The following is a 24,323-nucleotide window of genomic DNA, read 5'->3' on the forward strand; positions in this document are numbered from 1 at the left end:
GCCGGGGTGGCGGCGGGGGTCAATCACCCGGGGGTGCGGCATGGGCCGCCTTGCCGGACCCTGGCGCGCGTTCGGCCGACAGGAAGCTGCCAAGCAGGCGCAGGGCCGATACGTTGTCACAGATCACCTTGAACAGGACAAGGAAAGGGACCGCCAGCAGCATTCCCGGTATCCCCCAGAGCCAGCCCCAGACCAGCACGGTCAGGAATACCGCGATCGTGTTCAACTCCAGCCGCCGGCCAAGCAGCCATGGGGTGACGATCTGCCCTTCGAGCGTGGTCAGCACCGCGTAGCCGAGCGGCGGAACAAGACCGGCGGCGACATCGGGATAGTGGGTCAGCGCGTGGACCCCCAGCAGAAGCACACCGATGATCCCGCCCAGGTAGGGCAGGTAGTTCAGAACAAAGGCTGCCGCACCCCAAAGCACCGGATTGGGAAAGCCCAGCAGCCAAAGATAGGCCGCCAGCGCGGCGCCAAGGCCCATGTTGATCAGCGTGATCGACAGAAGGTAGCGCGAAATCCGGGCCTCGATGTCGAAGATCACCTTGCGCACATGGTCGCGGTCGCGCGGGAAGGCGTTGAGGATCTTTAATAGCACCAGGTCGCCCGAGCCGAGGATCAGCATCGCAAGGATCGTGCCAATCGCGATCGCCGACCCGAAATTCGCGGTCTGCCCCAGCAGCGTCGACAGGAAACCGGGCCCGTCGGCACGCACGGCGGGTGCGGCGTTGGTGCCTTCGGCGATCTGTTCGACCTCTTTCGTGGCGTCCTGCATTTCCTGCACCGACGAAAACAGGGAGGCCAGTTTCCAGCGCAGTTCCGTCATCATGCGCGGGATGTCTGCGACCCAGTCGGACAGGACGCCGGACAGGGAATAGAAAAACCCGGCGATCGCCACGGCCAGCGTGGCGATGACAAGGAAGGACGCGATCGGCGCGGGGCAGCCGACGCGGCACAGCGCCCGCACGACCGGCCGGAGCGTCAGCGCAAGGAACAACCCGAACAGGATCGGGAACAGCACGTCGCGCGCGATCAGCACCGCACCGAACAGCAGGATCAGGAACACCCCGATCAGCAGGCCCCGGATCAGGGCCAGTTCATGCGACTGGGGCGTGGACACCGTCACTTTCGCCCGGACAGGAACCCGGCGGCGAATCCGGCCAGGACCACATAGGGGGCGGCCTTGCCGATTTCCTCGCCCGCCTCGCGGCTGAGGCATTCAAGCTGTTGGTGAAGTTCGGGGGGGATCTGCGGCGTATCGCGGCGTCGGGCGTCGGCCATCTGCCGTGCGATCAGCATGGCGAGGATCGCCAGGACCAGCGCCAGCAGCGCGGTCAGAAAACTTGCCGTGACAGGGCCAAGCTCGGCCGCCAGCATGAGGAAGACGCCGAAGCCCGCAAAGCCCAGGGCGGCCGCGAAGAAAACCGCGGCCACCGCGCCGCCTGCGATCTGCAGGGCGGCGCGGCGGGCCTTGGCTTCGGCCTGGCGTTCGGCAAGGCGCAGGGCCTGGCCGGCTAGGTCGATCAGCGACATCACTTGCGGCCCAGCAGACCGGCCAGGACGAATCCGGCGGCAAAGGCCATGCCGGTGGCCGCCAGGGGATGCGCGCGGATCTGGTCTTCGGTCGCGGCGCGGGCGCGCTGGCCCTGCTGGACCGCGCTGTCATAGGCGGCGCGGGCCTCCTCGGACAGGTTTTCCAAACCCGTCTGGGCCTGCGCGACGCGGTCATGCCCGATCTCGCGCGCGCGATCTCCGGCCAGTTTCGCCAGCGCTTCGATATCCTTGCGGGCTAGGGCAAGCTGGTCTTCGAGTTCCTGTTGTTTCGACATGTGTCTGTCCTCCGTTTGCCTTGGTTCGGGATGGAAAGCCTGCCGGTCAGACCGGAGGCTTGCCGCGCACGGCGCGCGCGATCATCGCGATCACGAAGAGAATGATGAAAACGTAGAAAATGATCTTTGCGATCCCGGCGGACGCGGCAGCGATACCGCCGAAACCCAGCACGCCGGCAATCAGCGCAATGACCAGAAACGTAATGGCCCAACCCAACATAATTTGACCTCCTTGTTCAGTTTGGTCGAACAGGGAAATATTCAGCAAATTTGATCAAATTCCACCGGATCGGCGGAAAACCGCGGGGAAGGGCGCCGCGAGTGCGGGGGTCAATCCTCGGTATGTGTCAGTTTTGGAACGTCTTTTGCGCCTGCCGACCCGCGGCCCGAGAGCGACGGGTTTTCCATGAAGAACCGGTGTGCGTTGAAGGCGAACTGGCCCTCGGGCACCTCGGCGCGGTGGAATTTGCCATCCGGCGACATCGTCCAGCTTTGCGCCACGTCGGCGAGGTTCGCCGCCATGATCTGGCTGACGATCTGGGCCTTGACGGTGGGGTTCTCGATATCGACGAGGGTTTCGACCCGGCGGTTGAGGTTGCGGCCCATCCAGTCGGCGGACGAGATGAAGACGCGCGCCTGTTTGCTGGGCAGCCCGTGGCCGTTGCCGAAACAGATGATGCGGGAATGTTCGAGGAACCGCCCGATGATGGATTTGACGCGGATGTTTTCCGACATGCCCTTGATGCCGGGGCGCAGCCCGCAGATGCCGCGAATGACGCAGTCGATCTTGACCCCGGCGCGGCTGGCCTCGTAGAGCGCGTCGATCATGTCGGGTTCGATCAAGGAGTTCATCTTGATCCAGATCTGCGCGGGCTTGCCGGCGCGGGCGTGCTCGGCCTCGGCGGCGATCATTTCCAGCATCTTGGGCTTGAGGCTGTGGGGGCTGATCGACAGGTTTTCCAGGCCCTCGGGCATGGCATAGCCCGACAGGTAGTTGAACACCTTGGTGGCGTCGCGCCCCAGCGCCGGGTCGCAGGTAAAGAACGACAGGTCGGTGTAGATCTTGGCGGTGATCGGGTGGTAGTTGCCGGTGCCGTAATGGGTATAGGTGACCAGCTTGTCGCCCTCGCGCCGGACCACGGTGGAAATCTTGGCATGCGTCTTCCAGTCGACGAAGCCGTAAACCACATGCGCGCCCGCGCGTTCCAGCCGGCGGGACTGGCGGATGTTGGCGGCCTCGTCGAAGCGGGCCTTGAGCTCGACCAGCGCGGTGACGGATTTGCCGTCCTCCGCGGCCTCGCACAGGGCCTCGACGATGGGCGAGTTGCGCGACGTGCGGTAGAGCGTCTGCTTGATCGCCACTACGTCCGGGTCGCGCGCGGCCTGCTGCAGGAACCGCACCACCATGTCGAAGGTTTCGTAGGGGTGGTGCAGCAACATGTCCTTTTGCCGGATGGCGGCGAACATGTCGCCGTCGAAATCCTGCACGCGTTCGGGCACGCGCGGCGTGAAGGGCGGCCAGAGCAGATCGGGCCGGGCATCCAGCACCAGTTCCTTGACGTCGGCGATACCGATCATGCCATGCACCTCGACCACCTCGTCGGGTTCGACATGCAGTTCTTCCATGATGACGGCGGTCAGCGCCTCGGGGGCGCCGGCGGAGATTTTCATGCGCACCACCTCGCCGCGGCGGCGGCGTTTCAGCGCGACCTCGAATTCGCGCACGAGGTCTTCGGCCTCTTCCTCGACTTCGAGATCGCTGTCGCGCAGCACGCGGAAGGTGCAATGCCCCTTGAGGGTGTAGCCCGGAAAGAGGCTGTCGAGATGCAGCAGCAGCACCTCTTCGAGCGGCAGGAAGCGGTGGGCGCCCTCATCCGAGGGCAGCGCCACGAAGCGGTCGATCTGGTGCGGGATCGGCAACAGCGCCTGCAGCGCGCGCTTGTCGCTTTTGCGCTGGAGTTGCAGCGCAAGGCTGAATCCTGTGTTGGGAATGAAGGGGAACGGGTGTGCGGGGTCGATCGCCAGTGGCGACAGAACCGGAAAGACGTTCGACAGGAAATGATCGGACAGATAGGCGCGGTCGGCCTTGGTCAGGTCGCCCGGTTCCAGCAGAACGATGTTTTCGGCCGCCATTTCCTGGCGCAGCTCGTTGAAGATGCGCTGCTGCGATTCCATCAGGTTGCGCGCGTCCTCGTTGATCAGGACAAGCTGCTCTGCCGGGCTGAGGCCGTCGGCGGCGGGGGTGGTGTTGCCGGCATGGGCCAGTTCGCGCAGGCCTGCCACGCGCACGGTATAGAATTCATCGAGGTTCGTGGCCGAGATCGACAGGAACCGCACCCGTTCCAGCAGGGGGACGCGGGGGTTTTCGGCCTCTTCCAGAACACGCCAGTTGAAGCCCAGCCAGCTGAGTTCGCGGTTGTAGAACCGGCCCGGCCCGTGCTGGTCCAGGTCTGGCATGGCGACGGCGGGCGAAAAGGGGGCGTGCAGGAAATCGGCGGCGGTCATGGGGACGGTATCGGCCCTTTCTGTGACGGGGGTGTGACGGTGCAGATGCGCCCGACAGGGTGCGCGCATGCGCGGGATTTGTCCAGCTATCCCGCGTCGATCCGTGCCAGAACATCGCGGGCCAGCGCCATGCTGATGCGGCGTCTGTCGGCCAGCGCGGTGCGGTCCATTTCCGCCACCACGGCACGGGCGGTGGCGAAGTCACGCGTTATGTGCTTGATCAGGTGGTTCAGCGCGTCGGGCGTGGGATTGATCTGCCGGTCGGAAAACAGCTTGAGCAGCACCGCGCCCAGAAGTTGGTCGTCCGGCGGGCTGAGCGTGGCGGCCTGCGTGCCCTGCATGCGGCTTTGCAGGTCGGGCAGCGTCAGGCCCCAATGTTGCGGCGGGGCCGACGCGGTCAGCAACAGGCTGTGCCCTTCGGCCAGCACGAGGTTGTGGAGGTGGAACAGCGCCTCTTCGGCGGCGGGGTCGCCGGCGATGCGGTCGGCATCCTCGACCGCGACGGGGGATTGCGACAGGGCGGGGATGTCGGCATCCGCCAGCCCGGTCGCGGCGACGATGCGCGCGCCGCTTTCCGCCGCCCAGACATGGGCCAGGTGGGTCTTGCCCGCGCCGGCGGGCCCGATCAGCAGCAGCTTGCGCGAGGGCCAGGTCTGCCAGCCTTCGATCATCGCCACGGCCAGGGCGTTGGCGGGCGAGACGAAGAAATCCTCGCGTCCCAGTGCGGTGCGCACCGGAAGGTCGAAACCGAGCTGCTGTGCCATCAGTCGCGCGTCTTTTCCGACAGGCCGCGATAAAGCCGGCTGTCCTTGTAGTTGTCGATCAGGAACCGTGCGATCACGCCCAGCGACGCCGCGACCGGCACCGCCACCAGCATGCCGACAAAGCCGAACAGCGTGCCGAAGACCGAAAGCGCGAAGATCAGCCAGACCGGGTGCAGCCCGACCGAGCCGCCCACCAGCTTGGGCGTGAGGATGTTGCCCTCGATCACCTGGCCCAGCACGAAGATGCCCGCGATCAGCCCCAGCGACACCCAGTCGCCCCAGAACTGGAACAGCCCCAGGCCGATGGCCAGCGCCCCGCCGACCAGCGCGCCGACATAGGGGATGAAGGTAATGAGCCCGGCGACAAAGCCCACGACCAGGCCGAATTGCAGCCCCACCAGCATCAGCGCCACCGCGTAATAGGTGCCGAGGATCAGGCAGACGGTGCCCATGCCGCGAATGAAGCTGGCGATCACGTTGTCGATCTCGCCAGCCAGGCGGCGGATCACCGGGGCGTGGTCGCGCGGCAGCAGGTCGTCGATGCGGGCGACCATGTTGTCCCAGTCATAGAGCAGGTAGAAGGCCACAACCGGCACGATCACGAACAGCATGATCACGTTGATCACCGACGCGGCCGAGTTCAGCAGCGATTCCAGCAGTTGCCCGCCGCGGTCGCGGATCGTTTCGCCCAGCGAGGCAAGCGACTGGCGCAGCACCGAGCCGTCGTCGAGCATGCCGGGAAAGCGCGTGTTGATGAATTCCAGCAGGTCGCGAAACAGTTGCGGGGCGGTGTCGAACAGGTTGACCGTCTGGTTGACAAGCGTCGGGATCACCAGCAGCGCCAGCAGGATGAAGACCAGGATCGCCACCAGCGTGATCGTCGCCGTGGCGACCGCGCGGCTTGCGCCCATGCGTTCCAGCCGGTCGGCGACGGGATCGAGGAAATAGGCCACCGCGCCGCCCAGCACGAAAGGCAGGATCACATCGCCCAGGAACCACAGCACCAGCACGAACACCGCCGCGGCGATGCCCCAGTACTTTACCTGATCCCTGACCGGGAGTGCCATTTACGCGTCTCCGAAAACCTTTCCATCCTATGTCACCCGCACGGGGCGGATATTCAAGGGGGAAGGCTGGATGCGGCCTGCCGCGCGGAACCAGGGCCGCATGCCGCCGGTCGGGCCCGTGCGCGGGGTGATCTGTCCACCAACGGCCCCTTGTGTGGCCCCAAACGCTCGGCTAGGAACAACCCACCCTGACTGTACGAGGATATCCATGCGCCTGAGCCGCTATTTCCTGCCCGTTCTGAAAGAGACGCCCGCCGAGGCGCAGATCGTCAGCCACCGCTACATGCTGCGCGCCGGCATGATCAAGCAGGCCAGCGCCGGAATCTATTCCTGGCTGCCGCTGGGCTTCAAGGTTCTGCGCAAGATCGAGAACATCGTCCACGAGGAACAGGTGCGCGCGGGCCATATCCCGATGCTGATGCCGACGCTGCAATCGGCCGATCTGTGGCGCGAAAGCGGGCGCTACGACGATTACGGCCAGGAAATGCTGCGCGTCACCGACCGGCATGGCCGCGACATGCTCTATGGTCCGACCAACGAAGAGCTGATCACCGATATCTTCCGCAGCCATGTGTCGTCCTATCGCGACCTGCCGCTGACGCTCTATCACATCCAGTGGAAATTCCGCGACGAGATCCGCCCGCGTTTCGGCGTGATGCGGGGCCGCGAGTTCCTGATGAAGGACGGCTACAATTTCGACCTGACGAAAGAGGACGCGCTGCACGCCTATAACCGCCATCTGGTCAGCTATCTGCGCACCTACGAGCGCATGGGTTTGCAGGCAATTCCGATGCGCGCCGACAGCGGCCCGATCGGCGGCGACGACACCCACGAATTCCTGGTCCTGGCCGACACCGGCGAGAGCGAGGTGTTCTATGACAGCCAGATCACCGAGCTGAAATTCGGCGACCGCGAGATCGACTATGACTCGCGCGAGCAGTGCCAGGCGGTGCTGGAAGAGTTCACCAGCCGCTACGCGCGCACCGACGAAACCCATGACGAAGCGGTGTTCAACCAGATCCCCGAAGGGCGCCGCCGCGTGGCGCGCGGGATCGAAGTAGGGCAGATCTTCTATTTCGGGACAAAGTATTCCGAGCCGATGGGCGCGACTGTGCAGGGCCCCGACGGCAAGGCGGTGCCGGTGCATATGGGCAGCCACGGCATTGGCGTGTCGCGCCTTGTGGGGGCTATCATCGAGGCCAGCCACGATGACCGCGGCATCATCTGGCCCGAGGGCGTGACGCCGTTCCATGTCGGCATCGTGAACCTGAAATCCGGCGATGCCGAGGCCGACGCCGCCTGCGAAAGCCTTTATGCCGCGCTCGAGGCGAAGGGGCTGGAGCCGCTTTACGACGACACCGACGAGCGTGCGGGCGGCAAGTTTGCGACGATGGACCTGATCGGCCTGCCCTGGCGCATCACCGTGGGGCCGCGCGGGCTGAAGAACGGGGTGGTCGAGCTGACCAGCCGCCGCACTGGCGAGAGCGAGGAAATGAGCCCCGAAGCCGCGGTCGAGCGCGTGGCGCAGATCTATGCGCCGCACATGGTGCGCGGCATCTGAACCGAAATGGCCGGGGCGGCGATGGACAGCCGCCCCGGGCCTGCCCTAGACTGGCACAAAACAATCGGTCAGAGGCAGGCAGATGATCCGGGCATTGATCCTTGCGGGCGGTATCGCCGGCGCGGCGGGGCTGTCGCAGTTTCCCGAATATTCCCAACAATATAGCCAGCGCCTTGGCGGGGCTGTCGATGCGCTTGGGCAGGTGGTGGCGGATTTCGACGCGTCGGCCGCCGCTGCCGGGCTGAGCCGCGACGCGGCGCTGGCGCAGATGACCGGCAGCGCGTTCCTCGACCGGCGCCGTGCCGACATGGCACGCACTTTCGCGCGTCACGCGCGTCTTTCCGCCGACCTTTCGGCGCTGCGCGGGGCGGGGCCCTTCATGCGCGCCTATCACGCCACCCGCCTGACCGACCCCGATATCGCCGCCCGGGCGCTGGCCGACTTTCGGCCCGCGCTGCCGCTGGATTTCGCGGGGCTTGCCTTTGGGCTGGTGGGCTTTGGCTTGGGCGCGGGGCTGGTTTCGGGGCTCTTGCGCCTTCTGCGCTGGCCTTTCGCGCGGCGCGCGCGGCCTGCCGGGTGATTGTCGCGAATCGGATAAGGCATTGTTTCGCAAGCCGCTCTTGCGCGTTGGGGCGCATTTCTGAGAGATTGTGGCAAAAGGATGGCGCGGTTGTGGGGCAGTCTGCCTGCGCGTTCGGTCGGACCGCATCAGTGCGGTAAGACCCTGGAAAGGACTGGTGCGCAGATGTTGTTTGCCCATTGTGATGAGCCCGACGCGGCGCTTGCGGATGCGCTCCATGTATCCGAAAACCTGAATGGCCGGGTGGTGATCCCGCATTGCGACAAGGCGATGGGCACGGTGGTCGTGATGCATCACGACACCTGCCGGCAGATGCCCTCGGTTTCCTACGATCACACCGATGACGGCGATTTGCGCCTGTGCCTGCCCGAGGGCGAGGTCGTGTTGCTGGGTGTGCGCGATCCTTCGCAGGTTTGCATGGTGTTGCGCGGGCACTGACCTGCCGGTCAAATCCGCTCAGTTCCGCGTGTGTGCGGGCGGCACGGCTTGACCCTGCCGTGTGAAATTCGCAGTGTCGCGCTGAATTTGACATGGATGATGCCAGTGCCGCAGCAGCGCCTTTCGCAGACCGCGCCGTTTTCCGCCTTTGAATGGATGATCGCCTGGCGCTATCTGCGCGCAAGGCGCGCCGAGGGCGGTGTCAGCGTGATGACCTGGATCAGCCTGATCGGCATCACGCTTGCCGTTTTCGCCCTGATCGCGACGCTTGCCGTGCGTTCCGGGTTCCGGGCGGAATTCGTCGATACGATCCTGGGCGCGAACGCCCATGTCACCGTCTACAGCCTGGGCACCGTCGACCAGCAGACCGGCGCGATCGACCGGACGCTGCCGGATTACGCCGAGATGGCGGCCCGCGTGGCCGAGGTGCCCGGCGTCACGCGCGTGGCCCCGCTGATCAAGGGGCAGGTGATGGCCAATGCGCGCGACCGCAACGCGGGGGTCGAGGTGTTCGGCATCGCCCCCGACGATCTGCAGGCCATCCCGCGGATCGGGCAGGGCGACGGGCACGAGGGGTCGGTTTCGGAATTCGCGCAGGGCGTCGCGATCGGGTCGGGCGTGGCGCGCGAACTGGGCGTGGGCATCGGCGACACGATCCGCATCATCAGCCCCAACGGCGTGAAAACCCCCTTTGGCACCAAGCCGCGGGTCAATGCCTACCCGGTCACCTACATCTTTACCGCGGGGCGCTGGGATATCGACCGCACGCGCATCTACATGCCGTTCGAAGAGGCGCAGGCGTTCTTCAACCGCGAAGGGGTGGCCGACGAGCTGGAAGTGATGGTCGAGAACCCCGACCAGGTCGACCGGATGGCCTTGCCGTTGCTGGCCGCCGCGGGAGAGCGCGCGCAGTTGTGGACATGGCGGGACGCCTCGGGCGGATTTCTGAACGCGCTCGAGATCGAAGACCGGGTGATGTTCGTGATCCTGTCGATCCTGGTGCTGATCGCCACGATGAACATCGTTTCGGGGCTGATCATGCTGGTCAAGAACAAGGGCCGCGATATCGGCATCCTGCGCACGATGGGCCTGACCGAAGGATCGGTTCTGCGGGTGTTTTTCATCTGCGGGGCGTTCACCGGGCTGATCGGCACGGCGATGGGGGTGATCCTGGGGTGCCTGTTCGCGATCTATATCGACCCGATCTTTGCCTTCATCAACGGGCTGTCGGGGGGCAATGCCTGGGATCCGGCGATCCGGGGCATCTATTACCTGCCCGCAAAGCTGGAACTGGCCGATGTATTGAGCGCGGTGGCGCTGTCGCTGGGGCTGTCGTTCATCGTCACGATCTTTCCGGCGCGGCGCGCGGCGCGGATGAACCCGGTGGAGGCGCTGCGCTATGAGTGATCCGGTGCTGGCGCTGGAGGGCGTGACCAAGACCTACAACAAGGGCAAGCCCGGCGCGGTCGAGGTGTTGCGCGGTGTCGATCTGCATGTGGCGCGCGGCGAGGTGGTGGCGCTGGTGGCGCCTTCGGGCGCGGGGAAATCCACGTTGCTGCATATCGCGGGGCTGCTGGACACACCCGACACCGGATCGGTCAGGATCGGCGGGGACGAGATGGTGGGTCTGTCGGATCGCCGCCGGACCATCGTGCGGCGCAACGATGTCGGCTTTGTCTACCAGTTCCATCACCTGCTGCCCGAGTTCTCGGCGGTGGAAAACATCGTGCTGCCGCAACTGGCACGGGGCGTTTCGCGGGCCGAGGCGCAGATCCGCGCGCTGGACCTGATGGCCCGCGTGGGCGTGGCGGAACGTGCCGATCACCGGCCCGCCGCGATGTCGGGCGGCGAACAGCAGCGCGTGGCCTTTTGCCGGGCGCTGGCGAACGAGCCGCGCCTTCTGCTGGCGGACGAGCCGACCGGAAACCTGGACCCCGAAACCTCGGACACGGTGTTCGAGGCGCTGATGGATCTTGTGCGCTCGACCGGGTTGTCGGCGCTAATTGCCACGCACAACATGGCGCTTGCCGCGCGGATGGACCGCGTGCTGCGCCTGGACAAGGGCGTTCTGGGGGCGGGGTAGCGGTCAGACCTTCTGGGTCAGGAACACGCCTGCCGCCATCATGGAGATGCCGCCCAGGCGCATGGCGCTGATGGGGGTGACGCGGGCGCCGAACAGCCCGTAATGATCGATCACCGCCGCGCTGATCAACTGCCCCAGCAGCACGAAGAACACAGCGTTGCCCAGGCCGAAATGTGGGGCGATGAAGGTGACCGACAGGATGTAGAACGCGACCAGCAAGCCCCCGAGCAGCAGGTGGCGCGGCACCGTCGGCAGCGCCAGGATCGGGCGCGCCCCGTGCACAAGCAGCACCACGACGCTGCCCGCCAGCGCCACGCAGAACAGCACGACCGCCGCCGCCACCGGCGAGCCGAGCCGCACGCCAAGCTGCGCATTCAATGCTGCGAGGATCGGAATGCCGACGCCCGCCGCAAGCATGGTTATCGCATAGAAATGAGTGGGTTGCATGGCAAAGCTTTCTTACGGCTTGAAGAAGGTGGCGGTGGCCTGCGCGATCAGTTTGTCATCGGGTTCGGCCAGCAGATCGGCGGCGGCGAAGATCAGCGACTTGCCCGCGCGCACGACCCGCGCCTCGCAGCGCACGCGGGTGCCGGTGCCCGGGCGCAGGAACTGCGTGTCGAGATTGGTGGTCGCGACGGGCAGCGGCTCTCCCAGATGGGCGAAACAGGCGAAAACCATGCTGGTGTCGGCCAGCGTTGCCAGCGCCTGGCCGCTGACGATGCCGCCGATGCGGGCGATTTCATCCGTGATCGGGATCGACAGCGTGGCATGGCCGTCCGCCGCCATCGCATCGAAGCGGATATCCAGCGCGCGCACCCAGGGCGCGAAGCCCGATTTCAGGATGGTTTCGGCCTCGGTCACGGTGATGGTCATTGCGTCTGTCCCCTGTTCGTCGCTTTGGCGCAGAATGGCGCGGCGGGCGGGGCTTGTCACCCATGATCCAGATCAAGGCGGCCTTGCGGGGGCTGCGACATCCTGCGCCTGAGCAGACGAGGAGGCAGAGCCGATGCCCCGCCACATTCTTGCGATCTGTGCCGCGCTGGCGCTGGCCGGGTGCATGACCGAGCCGCAACGCCCGCCGGGCGCCAAAACCTTTGCCAGCCTGTGCAGCACCTGCCACGGCGCGGGCGGGCGCGGCGACGGGCCGATCGCCGGCGATCTTCCGGTGCCGCCCGCCGACCTGACGGGACTGGCCGTGCGCAATGGCGGCGCGTTTCCGCGCGACGCCGTAATCGCCAAGGTTTACGGCTACCCAGGGCGCTACCACAGTGCCATCATGCCGGAATTCGGCCCGCTTTTCGACGGCGCGACCGTGACCGTGACGACGGCGGATGGCGCGCAGGTGGAAACGCCGCGCGCGTTGCTGGACCTTGTGGATTACGTGCAGTCGTTGCAGCGGCCATGAAAAGGAGACCCGCTATGAAACATCTTGCATTGCTCGCCCTTGCGCTGGCCCCGATGGCCGCTCAAGCCCAGGACGCGGCGGAAGGCGCGGTTGTCTACATGCAGCGCTGCGCCACATGCCATGGCGCCGAGGCCAAGGGGGGCGGGCCAATGGCGCCGATCCTGCTGGTGCAACCCAAGGATCTGACGCGGCTTGCGGCTGAAAACGATGGCGATTTCCCCCTGATGCGGGTGTTGCAGCGGATCGACGGGCGTGACCCGCTGGTCAGCCACGGCAGCGACATGCCGGTCTATGGCGAGCTGTTCGAAGGCGACGACACGGCGCTGAAGCTGCCCTCGGGGCAGCCGGTCCTGACCAGCCGCACCATTGCGGATCTCGTCGTCTTCCTGCAGGCTATCCAGCAATAAGGCAGAGACAAGGGAGCAGGAAGATGCGGATGATCGCGGCGGCGGTTCTGGGGGGTGTGTTATTGGCGGCCTGTGCGGTCGAGGACATGCCCGAACCCGACGAGGGCCGCGCGCTTTTCGTGGAAAACTGCGCGATGTGCCACGGCGCCTCGGGGCGCGGCGATGGCGAGATCGCCGCCGGGCTGCGGCCCAGGCCGGCCGACCTGACGACGATCGCCGCGCGCAATGGCGGTGCCTTCCCGCGGGCGCAGGTGCTGTCCAAGATCGACGGTTACGCGCGGTCGGACCCGCAGCAGGACATGCCGGAATTCGGGCTGCTGCTGCGTGGTGACACCGTGCCGGTGGATGTGGGCGACGGGCAGTTTACGCCGGTGCCGCGTCCGTTGGCGGCGCTGATGACCTATCTGGAATCGATCCAGCGTTAACGGCAAATCCCGCGCGTTTCGGCGCCTTTCCAGGGCAGCGAAACCTTGGGCCGGCTGATCGCCCGGTCGAGCCGGTCAATCGGCATTTCCGCCCCGATCATCGCGCGCAGGCGGCCGGTGCGCGGCGCGTCGGGATCGAGCAGGCGGCAGCAGACATATTCCTCGACGATGGCGCCCTGCTGTTCGTAGCCGTAATCGAGAAAGCGCGCCTCGGTTTCGATGTCGAAGAGATAGGGATCGGGGTTGCCCGCATGTTCGCCCGCCCCCTTGAGCGGGTGATACCCGGTGCGCTTGCGGTTCTGCCATTGCCAGACATGCACCATCTCATGCGCCATCAGTGTCGCGTCGAGCAGGTCGATCTGTTCGGGGAAATTCGCCATGAAATCATCACGATAGAGATCGCGGCGGTAAAAGACGCGGTTGAACGCCACCGCCGCGCCGGGCGAGACCGTCACGGTTTCGCCGCGCGAGGGCGGAAAGATCCGTTCCATGCAGGTCAGGCGCGGGCGCACGGGGCGCTGATAGGTGAACGAGCCCGCGATCAGCCCGTCGTGAAACCGCACCCGCGCAGGGTTCACCTCGTCGCCATGGATGGCGCGGGCAAAGGCGATCTCGTTTTCCGTCATCGGCCGCCCGCAGGCGGCAAGGAGCATCAGAAGGGCGGTGAGGATCAGGGCGCGCATGGGGGATTTAGAGCGCGTGTTCGGACGCGGCGCAAGGGAAAGGATGTGTCGTTGGCGGTGCCGTGCGGTGGCCAGACCGCAGGATGGCGATCCAACGGTGGTTGGGGGCACTTTATGGCCGCCACATCCGCAAGAGGTTTGATCGGGGCGCTGGTGGTGGCCAAATCGCCAGCCCGGGGGGCGGTCTGGCGATCGCGCGGCGGCGCGCTTTGCGCGCCTTGATTCCGCGCTGGAATTCCATTTCAACAATTATGCGGATGAGCCACTTTGATTTGATGTCATTATCTCAAGTTCTTTTGCAATTTGAACTCTTGCTAGCTGGAAAATACCTTTCTCGTTGCACATTGGACAAATGCAAGCAACCGCGGTGGGAATGAACTTTCCGTTCTCGTGCCTTGTAGAGCCACGAAACTCCGCTTTAATTTTGGCGGATTTACTCAAACATCCAACTCCTCGACGAACCGCGCGTTCTCCTGGATGTACTGGAACCGCAGTTCCGGTTTTTTCCCCATCAGCCGTTCCACGAGGTCGCCGGTTTCGCCGGGCTCGTCCTCGTCTATGGTGACGCGGATCAGCTTGCGGGTGGCCGGGTCCATCGTGGTTTCCTTGAGATCCTTGGCGTCCATCTCGCCCAGGCCCTTGAAGCGTTGCACGTCGATCTTGCCCTTGCCGCCCAGGCCCTTTTTCAGCCGTTCCTCTTTCGCCGCGTCGTCCGAGACATACATCCGGCGCGCGCCCTGCGTCAGCCGGTAGAGCGGCGGGCAGGCGAGGTAGAGATGCCCGGCATCGATCATCGGGCGCATCTGGGTGAAGAAGAACGTCATCAGCAGCGACGCGATATGCGCGCCGTCGACATCGGCGTCGGTCATGATGATGATCTTGTCATAGCGCAGGTCGTCGATGTTGAACTTGGTGCCCAGCCCCACGCCAAGCGCCTGGGTCAGGTCGCTGATCTCGGCATTGGTGCCGAGTTTCGAGCTTGCCGCGCCCAGCACGTTCAGGATCTTGCCGCGCAGCGGCAAGAGCGCCTGCATCTTGCGGTCGCGCGCCATCTTGGCCGACCCGCCCGCGCTGTCGCCCTCGACGATGAACAGCTCGGTGCCTTCGCGGGAGGTGGCCGAACAATCGACCAGCTTGCCGGGCAGGCGCAGTTTCTTGGTGGCGGACTTGCGCTGGGTTTCCTTTTCCTGCTTGCGGCGCAGCCGTTCCTCGGCCCGCAGCACGAGGAAATCGAGGATCGCGCCGGCCGATTTCGTATCGGCCGCCAGCCAGTTGTCGAAATGGTCGCGCACCGCGTTTTCGACCAGTTTCTGCGCCTCGGTCGTGGCCAGCCGGTCCTTTGTCTGGCCCACGAATTCGGGTTCGCGGATAAAGCATGACACCAGCGCGCAGCCGCCGGTCGTCAGGTCTTCGCGGGTGATCTGGGCGGCCTTGCGGTTGTTGACCAGCTCGCCATAGGCGCGGATGCCTTTGAGGATCGCGGCCCAGAACCCGGCCTCGTGCGTGCCGCCTTCGGGGGTGGGGACGGTGTTACAGTAGGATTGGATGAACCCGTCGCGCGAGGGCGTCCAGTTGATCGCCCATTCGACCTTGCCGGGGGTGTTGAATTTCTCCTGGAAATCGACGGTGCCGGCAAAGGGCGCCTCGGCATAGGTAGAGGCGCCGCCCAGGGTTTCGCGCAGGTAATCTGCCAGCCCGCCGGGAAAGTGGAACGTGGCCTCGGTCGGGGTTTCGCCATCCTCGATCGCGGATTTCCAGCGGATTTCGACGCCCGAGAACAGGTAGGCCTTGGAGCGCACCATCTTGAACAGGCGCGCGGGCTTGAACCGGTGCGAGCCGAAGATCTGTTCATCGGCGTGGAAGGTCACGGTGGTGCCGCGGCGGTTGGGGGCCTGGCCCAGCTTTTCCACCGGACCCAGCGGGATGCCGCGGGAAAAGCGCTGTTCGAACAATTCGCGGTTGCGCGCGACCTGCACGACCATCGAATCCGACAGCGCGTTCACGACCGACGCGCCAACCCCGTGCAGGCCGCCCGATGTCTGGTAGGCCTTGCCGCTGAATTTCCCGCCCGCGTGCAGCGTGCAGAGGATCACCTCGAGCGCGGATTTGTCGGGGAATTTGGGGTGCGGATCGACGGGGATGCCGCGGCCGTTGTCGCGGATGGTGATGGCATAGTCGTCGTGGAGTTCGATCTCGATGCGGTTGGCGTGGCCGGCCACGGCCTCGTCCATCGAGTTGTCGAGCACCTCGGCCACGAGGTGGTGCAGCGCGCGTTCGTCGGTGCCGCCGATATACATGCCGGGGCGTTTGCGGACAGGCTCCAGCCCTTCGAGCACCTCGATCGAAGAGGCGTCATAATCGGTGGGCTCGGTCGGGGACAGAAGGTCGTCGGCCATGTGCTGCGCTGCTCTCTTTTGGTTGGTTGGCGCGCATTATGGCAGAGCCGGCGGGGCGGGGGAAGTGGCTGTGGCCGCGATCAGCCCCGTGCGATCCAGTCGCGGATCAGGCTGGCGACAAGGGCGGGCTGCTGGTGGTGCAGCCAGTGGTCGGCATTGGCCACGTTCACGCGGGTCAGGTCGTCGCAGTAGTCTTCGAGCCCCTCGGTCGCCTCGGGCAGGAGCGCGGTGTCGTTCTCGCCCCAGATCAGCAGGTGGCGCATCGGCACGCGCAGCTTGTCATGGGGCAGGTCGGGCAGGCCGGTGGCGCGTTCGCCCGGTTTCGGCACCACCAGCGGCGAGGCGCGATACCAATTGAGCATGCCGGTCATTCGGCCCGGCCGCGCCCATTCGGCCTTGTAGGCGGCAAGCCTGTCGCCGGCCAGCCAGGACATGTCCATATGCGCGGCAAAAAGCGCCTGAAGCTTGGCGAAATCATCGGCGGCAAGGATGTCCTCGGCGCCGTCGCCGCGCAGCCAGGGGATGTATTGCGAGGCGGCGGTTTGCGCCCCGCCTGCGGCCAGCGCGCGCTGGAACGGAGCGGGATGGACGCCGTTCATGATGATCAGGCGCGACACCAGGTGCGGGTGGAACATCGCCAGCCCATAGGCCACGGCCGCGCCCCAGTCGTGGCCCAGCACGATGACCGGGGCGCCGATCTGTTCGATCAGTGCCGCCATGTCGCCCACCAGCTTTCCGTTGGCATAGTCGCGCACATCCTGCGGGGCCCAACTTTGGCCGAAGCCGCGCTGGTCGGGGGCGACTATGCGGAAATCGGGCAGGTGCCCGGCCAGGTCGGACCAGGCGCCGCCATATTCGGGAAAGCCGTGCAGGGCCAGGATGACCGGCGCATCCGCCGGCCCCCATTCGTACAGGTGAAACTCCTGCCCTTTCAGGCGGGTGGTGTGTTCCTGCATCATTCCCCCTTTGCACGGCTTTCGAAGCGCAGGCCCGCCGCCGTGCGCGCATCGAACCCCGCCCAATAGCTGTGGTCGTCCTTTTCGCTGCCCTCCTCGTTCAGGGAAACCTGGCCTTCTTCGGCGTATTCCACCAGATCGAAATATCGCGCCATGTCGTCATCGCCCTTGAGGTGCAGATCCATGAAGGCGGTGGCGAAATGCTGGGTGACGTTGTTCATGCGCACGGTGTCCCAGACCGCGTCGGCATAGTGATCGAAGGGCATGAAATCGAGGATCCCGGTATCCTGCCATGCCTCGGCCGGGGCGGGGATCGGGGCGGCGGCGTTGTGATTGGCGCCGATGAAGGTCAGCAGGTGCCGGTCGGTTCCGGTGGCCTGTTCGAAGATCTGGCGCATCGCCGGATAGGACGATACGTCATCCACCGATCCGGCCATCAGTAGCGTGGGTTTGCGCAGGCCCGTCAGCCCGGTTTGGTCCCAGAAATTATAGTTCTTGCCCCAGGGGCCGATGGCGATGATGGCCTTGACCCGGTCGTCGATCAGCCCTTCGTGGCTGTCGGTGCCTGCCTGGTTGGCGGACAGCAGCCCCTTGGGCGTGCCCCAGCTGTAGTCCACCGCCTGCTGCGTGACGCCCGCGCCGCCAAAGATCAGCGCGCCATAGCCACCCATGGAATAGCCGATCACCCCGGTTGTCGCGGTGTCGGTGATCGCGCCCAGCGGGCCGTCCAGCTCGGCCATGAAGTCGATCACCGCGCGCTGATCCCAGGGCCGGTTGTAAAGCGTCGAGCCGAACGCCGCCTGATCGGAATAGGTGCTGTCGGCGTGATCCAGCGACACGGTGACATATCCCTTGGAGGCCAGGTTCTCGCCCAGGTGGGACATCAGGAAGCGGTTGCCGGGATAGCCGTGGCTGATGACGATCAGCGGAAACGACCCTTCGGCCGGGTCGGCATCGCGTGCGGCGCGGCCATGCAGCGTGGTCGCGGTCTGCCCGTCGCGGATCACCGTGTCATAGGTGCCGCCCGGTTCAGTGCCTTCGGCGGCGGGATACCAGATCTCGACCGTGTAGGGCCGGTCGTATTCCGGGGTCGCATCGTCCGTGACGTTCAGGATGTCGATCCGGCCCGGCACGGTGAAGGACATTTCACGCACACCCACCGGGTAGGCACCATAGGGGCTGAGGGCCGGGGCGTCGGGGCGGATCGTGTCGATGCGGTTCTCTGCCATTGCGGACCCTGCGGCAATCGCCAGCGCAAGGCCGGCTGTCGTGAGTTTGATCATGGGCTCTTCCTCCTCCGTGTTGATACGCCAAGACCTAGTGCGCAAGCCCCGGTTGCCAGCCTCGCCGCCGTTTCGTCGCGTCATGGGGCCGATTGCGCGGGGTTGACCGGGATCAAGGCGCGGTTGTGGGCGGTGGGGTAAGATTGCGTAGTTCAAAAAGGAGACGCGCATGACCGCAGCCGAAACCAAGATCAAGCCGCAGGCCGAAAAGGCCAATTCGAAATCCGCGCCCGCTGCGGTAGATGCGGTCGCGGCCGTCGATCAAAAGCCGCCGCGCCGGCGCTGGCCTTCGCCCGAAGAGGTGCGCCGCGCCTTCGAGAGCGGCGAATACCCGTATCAGGACCGCATGTCGCGCCGCGCCTACGAGGCGCAAAAGGCCAAGCTGCAGGCCGAGTTGCTGAAGGTGCAGCTCTGGACACAGGAAACGGGGCAGAAATTCGTGCTGCTGTTCGAAGGGCGCGATGCGGCGGGCAAGGGCGGCACGATCAAGCGCTTTACCGAGCACCTGAATCCGCGCACCGCGCGCGTCGTCGCGTTGAACAAACCCACCGAGGAAGAGCGCGGGCAATGGTATTTTCAACGCTATATCAATCACCTGCCGACTGCCGGCGAGATGGTTCTGTATGACCGCAGCTGGTACAACCGCGCCGGTGTCGAGCGGGTGATGGGGTTCTGCGAGCCCAATGAATACCTGGAATTCATGCGTCAGACGCCGGAACTGGAGAGGATGCTGGTGCGCTCGGGCATCCAGCTATACAAATACTGGTTCTCGGTCACGCAGGACGAACAGCGCGCGCGGTTCCAAAGCCGCGAAACCGACCCCCTGAAACAGTGGAAGCTGAGCCCGATCGACAAGGCGAGCCTGGACAAGTGGGACGATTACACCGAGGCGAAGGAGGCGATGTTCTTTTACACCGACACCGCCGATGCGCCCTGGACCATCGTCAAGTCGAACGACAAGAAACGCGCGCGGCTGAACTGCATGCTGCATTTCCTGTCCACGATCGACTATCCCGGCAAGGATCTGAAGATCGCCCACGCGCCCGACCCTCTGATCGTGGGGCAGGCGGGCCATGTGATCCACCGCGCCGATCACATATTGGGGTCGGCTTTGCATCCCGATCAGCGCAAGGTGCGGTGATGCGGATAGCGGGCGGTATCTTGCCGCCCGCATCCTTCGCGGCAAGATGGCCATTTGCGCCGCTGCAGGATTGCGGCTAATCCCGTTGCATGGCCCGCTTTTTCCATATCACGGCGTTCCTGACCGCTGCGTTTTCGCCCACGATCGGCGCGGCGCATCCGCATATCTTCGTCGATACGGCGCTGCATGTGGTCACCGATGATGCGGGCCGCATCAGTGGCGTCGAGGTGCATTGGAGCTATGACGAGCTTTACAGCCTGCTGGTGCTGGAGGACATGGAGCTTGACGGCGATTACGATGGCAAGCTGACCGAGGCAGAACTGCAGGCGCTGGACGGGTTCGACCTGCAATGGGTCGAAGGGTTCGCAGGCGATCTTTATGCGACGGTGGGCGGAGAGGGCGTGACGCTTGGCGCGCCCGAAGGGCGGGGCACGAGCTTCGAGAACGGCAAGATCACCACCCGCCATTTCCGGCCCGTGTCCGGTGGCGGGGCCGAGCTGATCCTGCGCGCCTATGACCCGACATTCTACACCGCCTATGACCTGACGGGCGGCGTGCACGCGCCCGAAGGCTGCGACGTTCGGATCGAAAAGCCCGACCTCGATGCCGCCTATGCGGCGGTCGAGGCCGCGCTGGAGGACATGCCGCCCGATCCCGACGACTATCCCGAAGTGGGCGATCTTTTCGCCGATACGGTGCGCGTGACATGCGAATAGCGGTGTTCGGTGCGCTGGCCGCGATCCTGGCCCTGGCCGTCTGGCTGTGGCCGATGGGGGGCATGGATGACGTGTCGCGCTGGGCGGCGCAGGGTCAGCGCGACGTTCAGAACGCGATGGCGGGGCTGCTCAGGCGCCTGCGCGGCGGCGATCCGGCGGCGCTGGGCGGGTTGCTGGGCATGTGTTTCGCCTACGGGTTCTTTCACGCGGCAGGCCCCGGCCATGGCAAGCTGCTGATCGGCGGCTATGGCGTCGGGCGCCGGGTGCCGGTGATGCGCCTGTCGGTTCTCGCCGTGGCGTCGAGCCTGGCACAGGCAGCAAGCGCCATCGCGATGGTCTATGCCGGGGTGCTGGTGCTGGACCTCACGCGCAACCAGATGGTCGACACGGCCGAGCGGGTTCTGGCGCCGGCCAGCTATGTCATGGTTGCGCTGGTCGGGCTTTGGCTGCTGTTTCGCGGTGCGCGCCGGCTCTGGTGGGGGCGCGCGGCTGCGCATACCCATGATCATCACGATCACGGGGATGGCGAGGCTTGCGATTGCGGCCATGCCCACGGGCCCACGCCCGAACAGGCGGCCGAGGTCCATTCGCTGCGCGATGCGCTGGTGCTGATCGCCGCGGTGGCAGTGCGCCCCTGTACCGGGGCGTTGTTCGTGCTGATCCTGACATGGCAGATGGATATCCGCATGGCGGGCATCCTGGGTGCGCTCGCGATGGGGCTGGGCACCGCCAGCGTGACTGTCGCGGTGGCAATCCTGTCGGCGATCCTGCGCGAGGGCACGCTGATGCAGATCGGTGGCGGCGCGCGCAGCCTGCGCGCGCTGTCCCTGATCGAGATCGCGGCGGGTGCGGTTGTCGCCGTCGTCGCGCTGCAATTGGCGCTGGCCGCGCTCTAGCACCCGCTTGCCATTCCTTGCGGCTTCGTCCGATAGTCGGTCGGACGCATCGAAGGAGCCTTCCCGTGACCTCAGCCCTGTCGCGCACGCAGCGCATTTCCAAAACCGTGATCGAAACCGAAGGCGGCGTCGTCGCCGCGCAGAATTCGCTGGCCGCACGCGCCGGTGCCGAGGTGCTGGCTGCGGGGGGCGATGCGGTCGATGCCGCGGTGGCGACCTCGTTCGTGCTGGGCGTGGTCGAGCCCTGGATGAGCGGCCCCGCAGGCGGCGGGGCCATGATGCTGTGGCGCGCCGGCGAGGAAGAGGCGATTGCGCTCAATCACGGAATGCGCGCGCCCGCGGCGCTGGACCCGGCCGACTACCCGCTGTCCGGCGAGGGCGTGTCGGGTGATCTGTTCCCGTGGGAACGGGTGGTGGATGACCGCAACGTGCAGGGTGCCACGGCCGTGGCCGTGCCGGGCGTGGTGGACGGGCTGGGCCAGGCCCATGCGCGCTGGGGCCGGATGCCCTGGGCCGAGCTTGTGGCCCCGGCCATCGCGCAGGCGAAACAGGGGATGCTGGTCGACTGGTTCGCGGGGTTGTGCATCGCGTCGGTCACGCGGGAGCTGGCCAAAGACCCGGACGCTGCGGCGCTGTTCCTGCAGGACGGGCAATGGCCCACGATCGGGGCCTGGACGGCGCTGGCGGAAACCCGGCTCGACCAGTCGCGCATGGCCGACAGCCTGGAACAGATTGCACGCGACGGGGCGCGGGCGCTCTATGACGGCGATCTTGGCGCGGCGATGGCGGCCGATATCCAGGCAAAGGGCGGCAGCCTGTCGCATGACGACCTGCGCAGCTATGCGGCCGAGTTCCACCCCGCGCTAAGCTTTGCCTATCGCGACGCGACGATCCACGCGGTGCCCGGGCTGACCGCGGGCCCGACGCTGCAGCACGCGTTGGGTGTGGCCGCCGAAACGCCGCTGGGCGACGCGGCGGACGGTACGGCCTTTGCGGCCTATGCGCGGGGGCTGGCCTCGGCCTATGCCGACCGGCTGGCGAACATGGGCGACGACGGTGAAAGCCCCAAGGCGCCGGGATCGACCACGCATTTCTCGGTCGTGGACCGCAAGGGTAACATGGTGGCGCAGACGCAGACGCTGCTGTCGATCTTCGGGTCGCGCGTGGTGTCGCCCTCGACCGGGTTCCTGATGAACAACGGCATCATGTGGTTCGATCCGGTGCCGGGGCGGCCCAATTCGCTGGGGCCGGGCAAGCGGTGCCTGATGAATGTCTGCCCGACGATCGGGCAGACGGGCGACGGCACGCGTTTTGCCGTCGGCGCCAGCGGCGGGCGCAAGATCGTGTCGGCCGTGGCGCAGCTTTCGGCGCTGATGGCCGATTTCGGCCTGGATATCGGCGCGGCCTTCCACCATCCGCGGATCGACGTGTCGGGCGGCGCGGTCGTGGTGGCCGACGAAACCCTGCCCGAGGGCGTGATGGCCGCGCTCCGGGCCGAGCATGACGTGCGCACGGCGCGGCGCTCGGTGTTTCCGTATTCCTTTGCCTGCCCGGCGGGGGTCATGCGGCGCGCGGGGCGCAATTCGGGCTGCACCGAGATCATGTCGCCCTGGGGCGACGCCATCAGCGAAGACGAGGTGCGCGCATGACCCGCGATGCCGCCATCGCCGCGGCGACGGCGTATTTCGACGACGGGCGGTTCCAGTCGGATCTGGCGGCGCTGGTGGCCTATCCCACCGAGAGCCAGAACCCCGATGCCGCGCCCGAGCTGCGCCGCTACCTGGACGAGGCGATGCTGCCGCGCCTGACCGCGCTGGGCTTTGCCTGCGAGATTTTCGACAATCCCGTTCCCGGTGGCGCGCCCCTGCTGGTAGGCGAGCGGATCGAGGATGCGGGCCTGCCCACGATCCTGACCTATGGCCACGGCGATACCGTGCGCGGGCAGGAGGGCATGTGGCGTGACGGGCTGCATCCCTTTACCCTGACCGAGGATGGCGAGCGGCTTTACGGGCGCGGGGCGGCGGACAACAAATGCCAGCACCTGATCAACATCGCCGCGCTGGAACAGGTGCTGTCCGTGCGCGGGCGTCTGGGCTTCAACGTCAGGATCGTGCTGGAAATGGCCGAGGAAACCGGCTCGACCGGGCTGGGCGCGTTTTTCCGGCAGAACAGGGACCGGCTGACGGCGGATGTCCTGATCGCGTCGGACGGGCCGCGCCTGCAACCCGACACGCCCACGATGTTCATGGGGTCGCGCGGGGGGATCAACTTCGACCTCGTGGTCGACCTGCGCGACGGCGCGCATCATTCGGGAAACTGGGGCGGGTTGCTGGCCGATCCGGCGATGATCCTTGCGCAGGCGCTGTCGGTCATCACCGACAAGCGCGGGCTGTTGCAGATCCCCGAATGGCGGCCCGACAGCCTGACGCCGGCGGTGCGCGCGGCGCTGGACGGACTGCCGATCGAAGGCGGCCCCGATGGCCCGCAGATCGACCCCGACTGGGGTGAGGAAAGCCTGACACCGGCCGAGCGCGCCTATGGCTGGAACAGCTTCGCGATCCTCGCGATGAAAAGCGGCGTGCCCGAGGCGCCGGTCAACGCGATCTCGGCCCATGCCCGCGCGACCTGCCAGTTGCGCTTTGTCGTCGGCACCGACCCCGAGGCGATCCTGCCGTCGCTGCGCCGTCACCTCGATGCGCACGGGTTCGAATGCGTGAAGATCGACGCCGAGGGCCAGATCCATTTTCCGGCCACGCGGCTCGATCCCGGCCACCCCTGGGTGCGCTTCGTGCGCGGATCGCTGGAGCGGACGGCAGGCAAGCCCCCGCATGTGCTGCCGAATCTCGCGGGATCGCTGCCCAACGACACCTTTGCCGACATTCTGGGCCTGCCCACGGTCTGGGTGCCGCATTCCTACCGCGGCTGTTCGCAGCACGCCCCGGACGAACACGTGCTGAAACCCGTCTGCCGCGATGCGCTGCGCGTGATGGCAGGACTGTTCTGGGATATCGGTGAGGGGCAGGGTGTGCCCGGCTAGGCGAGGGCAGGGGTGATGGAGGCGAGTACCAATGGCGTACCGGTGTCGCAACCTGTTCAAATACGTTTTAAAATCATAATCTTGTCGGATTTTCCTTGTTCCAACCTGTGCCATGAAATAGCAATAAATCGCACCCTCTTGGGTGGGTAGG

27 protein-coding genes are annotated in these 24,323 nt (G+C 66.0%); 14 read left to right on the forward strand and 13 right to left on the reverse strand.

What is annotated here, in order from left to right; translation table 11 throughout:
• Positions 1-19 precede the first annotated feature (19 nt).
• The 7 genes from BLT50_RS10270 to BLT50_RS10300 form a co-directional block, all read right to left on the reverse strand.
• Positions 20-1,120: an AI-2E family transporter gene (locus BLT50_RS10270; RefSeq protein WP_175491450.1), complete on the reverse strand. Its 1,101-nt coding sequence runs from the start codon at positions 1,118-1,120 to the stop codon at positions 20-22.
• A 2-nt stretch (positions 1,121-1,122) separates the two neighbouring features.
• On the reverse strand, positions 1,123-1,533 hold the full coding sequence (locus tag BLT50_RS10275) for a phage holin family protein (protein WP_090028575.1): 411 nt from the start codon (positions 1,531-1,533) through the stop codon (positions 1,123-1,125).
• The gene (locus tag BLT50_RS10280; protein ID WP_090028576.1) at positions 1,533-1,829 is read right to left on the reverse strand and encodes an ElaB/YgaM/YqjD family protein; all 297 of its coding nucleotides are present in this window, start codon (positions 1,827-1,829) and stop codon (positions 1,533-1,535) included. Before BLT50_RS10280 ends, BLT50_RS10275 begins: the two co-directional genes overlap by 1 nt.
• 46 nt (positions 1,830-1,875) lie before the next feature.
• Positions 1,876-2,049, reverse strand: a complete 174-nt coding sequence (locus BLT50_RS10285) for a DUF1328 domain-containing protein (protein ID WP_090028577.1) — start codon at positions 2,047-2,049, stop codon at positions 1,876-1,878.
• A 110-nt stretch (positions 2,050-2,159) separates the two neighbouring features.
• Entirely contained in the window at positions 2,160-4,334 is a 2,175-nt protein-coding gene (locus BLT50_RS10290) for an RNA degradosome polyphosphate kinase (protein ID WP_090028578.1), read from the reverse strand.
• Positions 4,335-4,420: 86 nt separating this feature from the next.
• Complete coding sequence (locus BLT50_RS10295) at positions 4,421-5,098, reverse strand: P-loop NTPase family protein (protein ID WP_090028579.1); 678 nt, start codon at positions 5,096-5,098, stop codon at positions 4,421-4,423.
• A complete protein-coding gene (locus BLT50_RS10300) occupies positions 5,098-6,165 on the reverse strand; it encodes an AI-2E family transporter (protein WP_090028580.1) in 1,068 nt (355 codons plus the stop codon). The genes BLT50_RS10295 and BLT50_RS10300 overlap by 1 nt, the downstream gene beginning before the upstream one ends.
• A 208-nt stretch (positions 6,166-6,373) precedes the next feature.
• Between BLT50_RS10300 and proS the strand changes: the two genes are divergently transcribed.
• From proS to BLT50_RS10325, 5 genes are all read left to right on the forward strand, one after another.
• Positions 6,374-7,726, forward strand: a complete 1,353-nt coding sequence (proS, locus tag BLT50_RS10305; protein WP_090028581.1) for a proline--tRNA ligase — start codon at positions 6,374-6,376, stop codon at positions 7,724-7,726.
• Between the two features lie 82 nt (positions 7,727-7,808).
• The gene (locus BLT50_RS10310) at positions 7,809-8,306 is read left to right on the forward strand and encodes a DUF2937 family protein (protein ID WP_090028582.1); all 498 of its coding nucleotides are present in this window, start codon (positions 7,809-7,811) and stop codon (positions 8,304-8,306) included.
• Between the two features lie 165 nt (positions 8,307-8,471).
• Positions 8,472-8,744 carry a hypothetical protein gene (locus BLT50_RS10315; RefSeq protein ID WP_139170513.1) on the forward strand — a complete coding sequence of 91 codons (273 nt, stop codon included), beginning with the start codon at positions 8,472-8,474 and terminating at the stop codon, positions 8,742-8,744.
• 156 nt (positions 8,745-8,900) lie between these two features.
• Entirely contained in the window at positions 8,901-10,151 is a 1,251-nt protein-coding gene (locus BLT50_RS10320) for a lipoprotein-releasing ABC transporter permease subunit (RefSeq protein ID WP_090028635.1), read from the forward strand.
• Positions 10,144-10,827 carry an ABC transporter ATP-binding protein gene (locus BLT50_RS10325; RefSeq protein WP_090028584.1) on the forward strand — a complete coding sequence of 228 codons (684 nt, stop codon included), beginning with the start codon at positions 10,144-10,146 and terminating at the stop codon, positions 10,825-10,827. The genes BLT50_RS10320 and BLT50_RS10325 overlap by 8 nt, the downstream gene beginning before the upstream one ends.
• Positions 10,828-10,830: 3 nt before the next feature.
• Here BLT50_RS10325 and BLT50_RS10330 read toward each other — a convergent pair whose 3' ends face one another.
• Together BLT50_RS10330 and BLT50_RS10335 are read right to left on the reverse strand one after the other, a co-directional pair.
• The gene (locus BLT50_RS10330) at positions 10,831-11,244 is read right to left on the reverse strand and encodes a DMT family transporter (RefSeq protein WP_245723352.1); all 414 of its coding nucleotides are present in this window, start codon (positions 11,242-11,244) and stop codon (positions 10,831-10,833) included.
• A 42-nt stretch (positions 11,245-11,286) separates the two neighbouring features.
• Positions 11,287-11,700 carry a PaaI family thioesterase gene (locus tag BLT50_RS10335; protein ID WP_090028586.1) on the reverse strand — a complete coding sequence of 138 codons (414 nt, stop codon included), beginning with the start codon at positions 11,698-11,700 and terminating at the stop codon, positions 11,287-11,289.
• A 133-nt stretch (positions 11,701-11,833) separates the two neighbouring features.
• Here BLT50_RS10335 and BLT50_RS10340 point away from each other — a divergent pair, with 133 nt between their 5' ends.
• The 3 genes from BLT50_RS10340 to BLT50_RS10350 are packed head-to-tail and all read left to right on the forward strand — an operon-like array spanning position 11,834 to position 13,064.
• Complete coding sequence (locus BLT50_RS10340) at positions 11,834-12,232, forward strand: c-type cytochrome (protein ID WP_090028587.1); 399 nt, start codon at positions 11,834-11,836, stop codon at positions 12,230-12,232.
• 14 nt (positions 12,233-12,246) lie between these two features.
• Positions 12,247-12,639: a c-type cytochrome gene (locus BLT50_RS10345; RefSeq protein ID WP_090028588.1), complete on the forward strand. Its 393-nt coding sequence runs from the start codon at positions 12,247-12,249 to the stop codon at positions 12,637-12,639.
• A 23-nt stretch (positions 12,640-12,662) separates the two neighbouring features.
• Positions 12,663-13,064, forward strand: a complete 402-nt coding sequence (locus tag BLT50_RS10350) for a c-type cytochrome (RefSeq protein ID WP_090028589.1) — start codon at positions 12,663-12,665, stop codon at positions 13,062-13,064.
• Here the strand turns inward: BLT50_RS10350 and BLT50_RS10355 are convergent.
• The gene (locus BLT50_RS10355; protein WP_090028590.1) at positions 13,061-13,747 is read right to left on the reverse strand and encodes a hypothetical protein; all 687 of its coding nucleotides are present in this window, start codon (positions 13,745-13,747) and stop codon (positions 13,061-13,063) included. The two genes, BLT50_RS10350 and BLT50_RS10355, sit on opposite strands and share 4 nt — an antisense overlap.
• An 83-nt stretch (positions 13,748-13,830) precedes the next feature.
• On the opposite strand from BLT50_RS10355, the gene BLT50_RS19035 reads away from it, so the two are divergent.
• The gene (locus BLT50_RS19035; RefSeq protein ID WP_139170514.1) at positions 13,831-14,124 is read left to right on the forward strand and encodes a hypothetical protein; all 294 of its coding nucleotides are present in this window, start codon (positions 13,831-13,833) and stop codon (positions 14,122-14,124) included.
• A 60-nt stretch (positions 14,125-14,184) separates the two neighbouring features.
• Here BLT50_RS19035 and parE read toward each other — a convergent pair whose 3' ends face one another.
• From parE to BLT50_RS10370, 3 genes are all read right to left on the reverse strand, one after another.
• Positions 14,185-16,143, reverse strand: a complete 1,959-nt coding sequence (parE, locus tag BLT50_RS10360) for a DNA topoisomerase IV subunit B (protein ID WP_090028591.1) — start codon at positions 16,141-16,143, stop codon at positions 14,185-14,187.
• A gap of 80 nt (positions 16,144-16,223) precedes the next feature.
• Complete coding sequence (locus BLT50_RS10365) at positions 16,224-17,099, reverse strand: alpha/beta fold hydrolase (RefSeq protein ID WP_090028636.1); 876 nt, start codon at positions 17,097-17,099, stop codon at positions 16,224-16,226.
• Positions 17,099-18,382 (reverse strand): alpha/beta hydrolase family protein, encoded by a 1,284-nt coding sequence (locus BLT50_RS10370; protein WP_217629231.1) that lies wholly within the window; start codon positions 18,380-18,382, stop codon positions 17,099-17,101. Before BLT50_RS10370 ends, BLT50_RS10365 begins: the two co-directional genes overlap by 1 nt.
• A 169-nt stretch (positions 18,383-18,551) precedes the next feature.
• On the opposite strand from BLT50_RS10370, the gene ppk2 reads away from it, so the two are divergent.
• The 5 genes from ppk2 to BLT50_RS10395 all read left to right on the forward strand — a co-directional run bounded on the left by ppk2 (position 18,552) and on the right by BLT50_RS10395 (position 24,172).
• A complete protein-coding gene (ppk2, locus tag BLT50_RS10375; protein WP_090028592.1) occupies positions 18,552-19,523 on the forward strand; it encodes a polyphosphate kinase 2 in 972 nt (323 codons plus the stop codon).
• Positions 19,524-19,612: 89 nt separating this feature from the next.
• On the forward strand, positions 19,613-20,239 hold the full coding sequence (locus BLT50_RS10380) for a DUF1007 family protein (RefSeq protein ID WP_090028593.1): 627 nt from the start codon (positions 19,613-19,615) through the stop codon (positions 20,237-20,239).
• Positions 20,230-21,135 carry a nickel/cobalt transporter gene (locus BLT50_RS10385; RefSeq protein WP_090028594.1) on the forward strand — a complete coding sequence of 302 codons (906 nt, stop codon included), beginning with the start codon at positions 20,230-20,232 and terminating at the stop codon, positions 21,133-21,135. The genes BLT50_RS10380 and BLT50_RS10385 overlap by 10 nt, the downstream gene beginning before the upstream one ends.
• Positions 21,136-21,200: 65 nt before the next feature.
• A complete protein-coding gene (locus BLT50_RS10390) occupies positions 21,201-22,784 on the forward strand; it encodes a gamma-glutamyltransferase (protein WP_090028595.1) in 1,584 nt (527 codons plus the stop codon).
• Positions 22,781-24,172, forward strand: coding sequence for a M20 family metallopeptidase (locus BLT50_RS10395; RefSeq protein WP_090028596.1), 1,392 nt, complete (start codon positions 22,781-22,783; stop codon positions 24,170-24,172). Before BLT50_RS10390 ends, BLT50_RS10395 begins: the two co-directional genes overlap by 4 nt.
• Positions 24,173-24,323 lie beyond the last annotated feature (151 nt).

It is taken from the genome of Lutimaribacter saemankumensis, assembly GCF_900100005.1.
Taxonomy (GTDB): domain Bacteria; phylum Pseudomonadota; class Alphaproteobacteria; order Rhodobacterales; family Rhodobacteraceae; genus Lutimaribacter; species Lutimaribacter saemankumensis.

Excerpts from the sequence above, each read along its gene's own strand:
- proS (WP_090028581.1), top strand. The coding sequence starts at position 6,374 with ATGCGCCTGAGCCGCTATTTCCTGCCCGTTCTGAAAGAGACGCCCGCC.
- BLT50_RS10315 (WP_139170513.1), top strand. The coding sequence starts at position 8,472 with ATGTTGTTTGCCCATTGTGATGAGCCCGACGCGGCGCTTGCGGATGCG.
- BLT50_RS10345 (WP_090028588.1), top strand. The coding sequence starts at position 12,247 with ATGAAACATCTTGCATTGCTCGCCCTTGCGCTGGCCCCGATGGCCGCT.
- BLT50_RS10335 (WP_090028586.1), bottom strand. The coding sequence starts at position 11,700 with ATGACCATCACCGTGACCGAGGCCGAAACCATCCTGAAATCGGGCTTC.
- BLT50_RS10355 (WP_090028590.1), bottom strand. The coding sequence starts at position 13,747 with ATGCGCGCCCTGATCCTCACCGCCCTTCTGATGCTCCTTGCCGCCTGC.
- BLT50_RS10380 (WP_090028593.1), top strand. The coding sequence starts at position 19,613 with ATGGCCCGCTTTTTCCATATCACGGCGTTCCTGACCGCTGCGTTTTCG.
- BLT50_RS10310 (WP_090028582.1), top strand. The coding sequence starts at position 7,809 with ATGATCCGGGCATTGATCCTTGCGGGCGGTATCGCCGGCGCGGCGGGG.
- BLT50_RS10365 (WP_090028636.1), bottom strand. The coding sequence starts at position 17,099 with ATGCAGGAACACACCACCCGCCTGAAAGGGCAGGAGTTTCACCTGTAC.
- BLT50_RS10325 (WP_090028584.1), top strand. The coding sequence starts at position 10,144 with ATGAGTGATCCGGTGCTGGCGCTGGAGGGCGTGACCAAGACCTACAAC.
- BLT50_RS10300 (WP_090028580.1), bottom strand. The coding sequence starts at position 6,165 with ATGGCACTCCCGGTCAGGGATCAGGTAAAGTACTGGGGCATCGCCGCG.
- BLT50_RS10280 (WP_090028576.1), bottom strand. The coding sequence starts at position 1,829 with ATGTCGAAACAACAGGAACTCGAAGACCAGCTTGCCCTAGCCCGCAAG.
- BLT50_RS10340 (WP_090028587.1), top strand. The coding sequence starts at position 11,834 with ATGCCCCGCCACATTCTTGCGATCTGTGCCGCGCTGGCGCTGGCCGGG.
- BLT50_RS10295 (WP_090028579.1), bottom strand. The coding sequence starts at position 5,098 with ATGGCACAGCAGCTCGGTTTCGACCTTCCGGTGCGCACCGCACTGGGA.
- BLT50_RS10330 (WP_245723352.1), bottom strand. The coding sequence starts at position 11,244 with ATGCTTGCGGCGGGCGTCGGCATTCCGATCCTCGCAGCATTGAATGCG.
- BLT50_RS10370 (WP_217629231.1), bottom strand. The coding sequence starts at position 18,382 with ATGATCAAACTCACGACAGCCGGCCTTGCGCTGGCGATTGCCGCAGGG.
- BLT50_RS10285 (WP_090028577.1), bottom strand. The coding sequence starts at position 2,049 with ATGTTGGGTTGGGCCATTACGTTTCTGGTCATTGCGCTGATTGCCGGC.
- BLT50_RS10320 (WP_090028635.1), top strand. The coding sequence starts at position 8,901 with ATGATCGCCTGGCGCTATCTGCGCGCAAGGCGCGCCGAGGGCGGTGTC.
- BLT50_RS10290 (WP_090028578.1), bottom strand. The coding sequence starts at position 4,334 with ATGACCGCCGCCGATTTCCTGCACGCCCCCTTTTCGCCCGCCGTCGCC.
- BLT50_RS19035 (WP_139170514.1), top strand. The coding sequence starts at position 13,831 with ATGGCGATCCAACGGTGGTTGGGGGCACTTTATGGCCGCCACATCCGC.
- BLT50_RS10385 (WP_090028594.1), top strand. The coding sequence starts at position 20,230 with ATGCGAATAGCGGTGTTCGGTGCGCTGGCCGCGATCCTGGCCCTGGCC.
- BLT50_RS10275 (WP_090028575.1), bottom strand. The coding sequence starts at position 1,533 with ATGTCGCTGATCGACCTAGCCGGCCAGGCCCTGCGCCTTGCCGAACGC.
- BLT50_RS10395 (WP_090028596.1), top strand. The coding sequence starts at position 22,781 with ATGACCCGCGATGCCGCCATCGCCGCGGCGACGGCGTATTTCGACGAC.
- parE (WP_090028591.1), bottom strand. The coding sequence starts at position 16,143 with ATGGCCGACGACCTTCTGTCCCCGACCGAGCCCACCGATTATGACGCC.
- ppk2 (WP_090028592.1), top strand. The coding sequence starts at position 18,552 with ATGACCGCAGCCGAAACCAAGATCAAGCCGCAGGCCGAAAAGGCCAAT.
- BLT50_RS10350 (WP_090028589.1), top strand. The coding sequence starts at position 12,663 with ATGCGGATGATCGCGGCGGCGGTTCTGGGGGGTGTGTTATTGGCGGCC.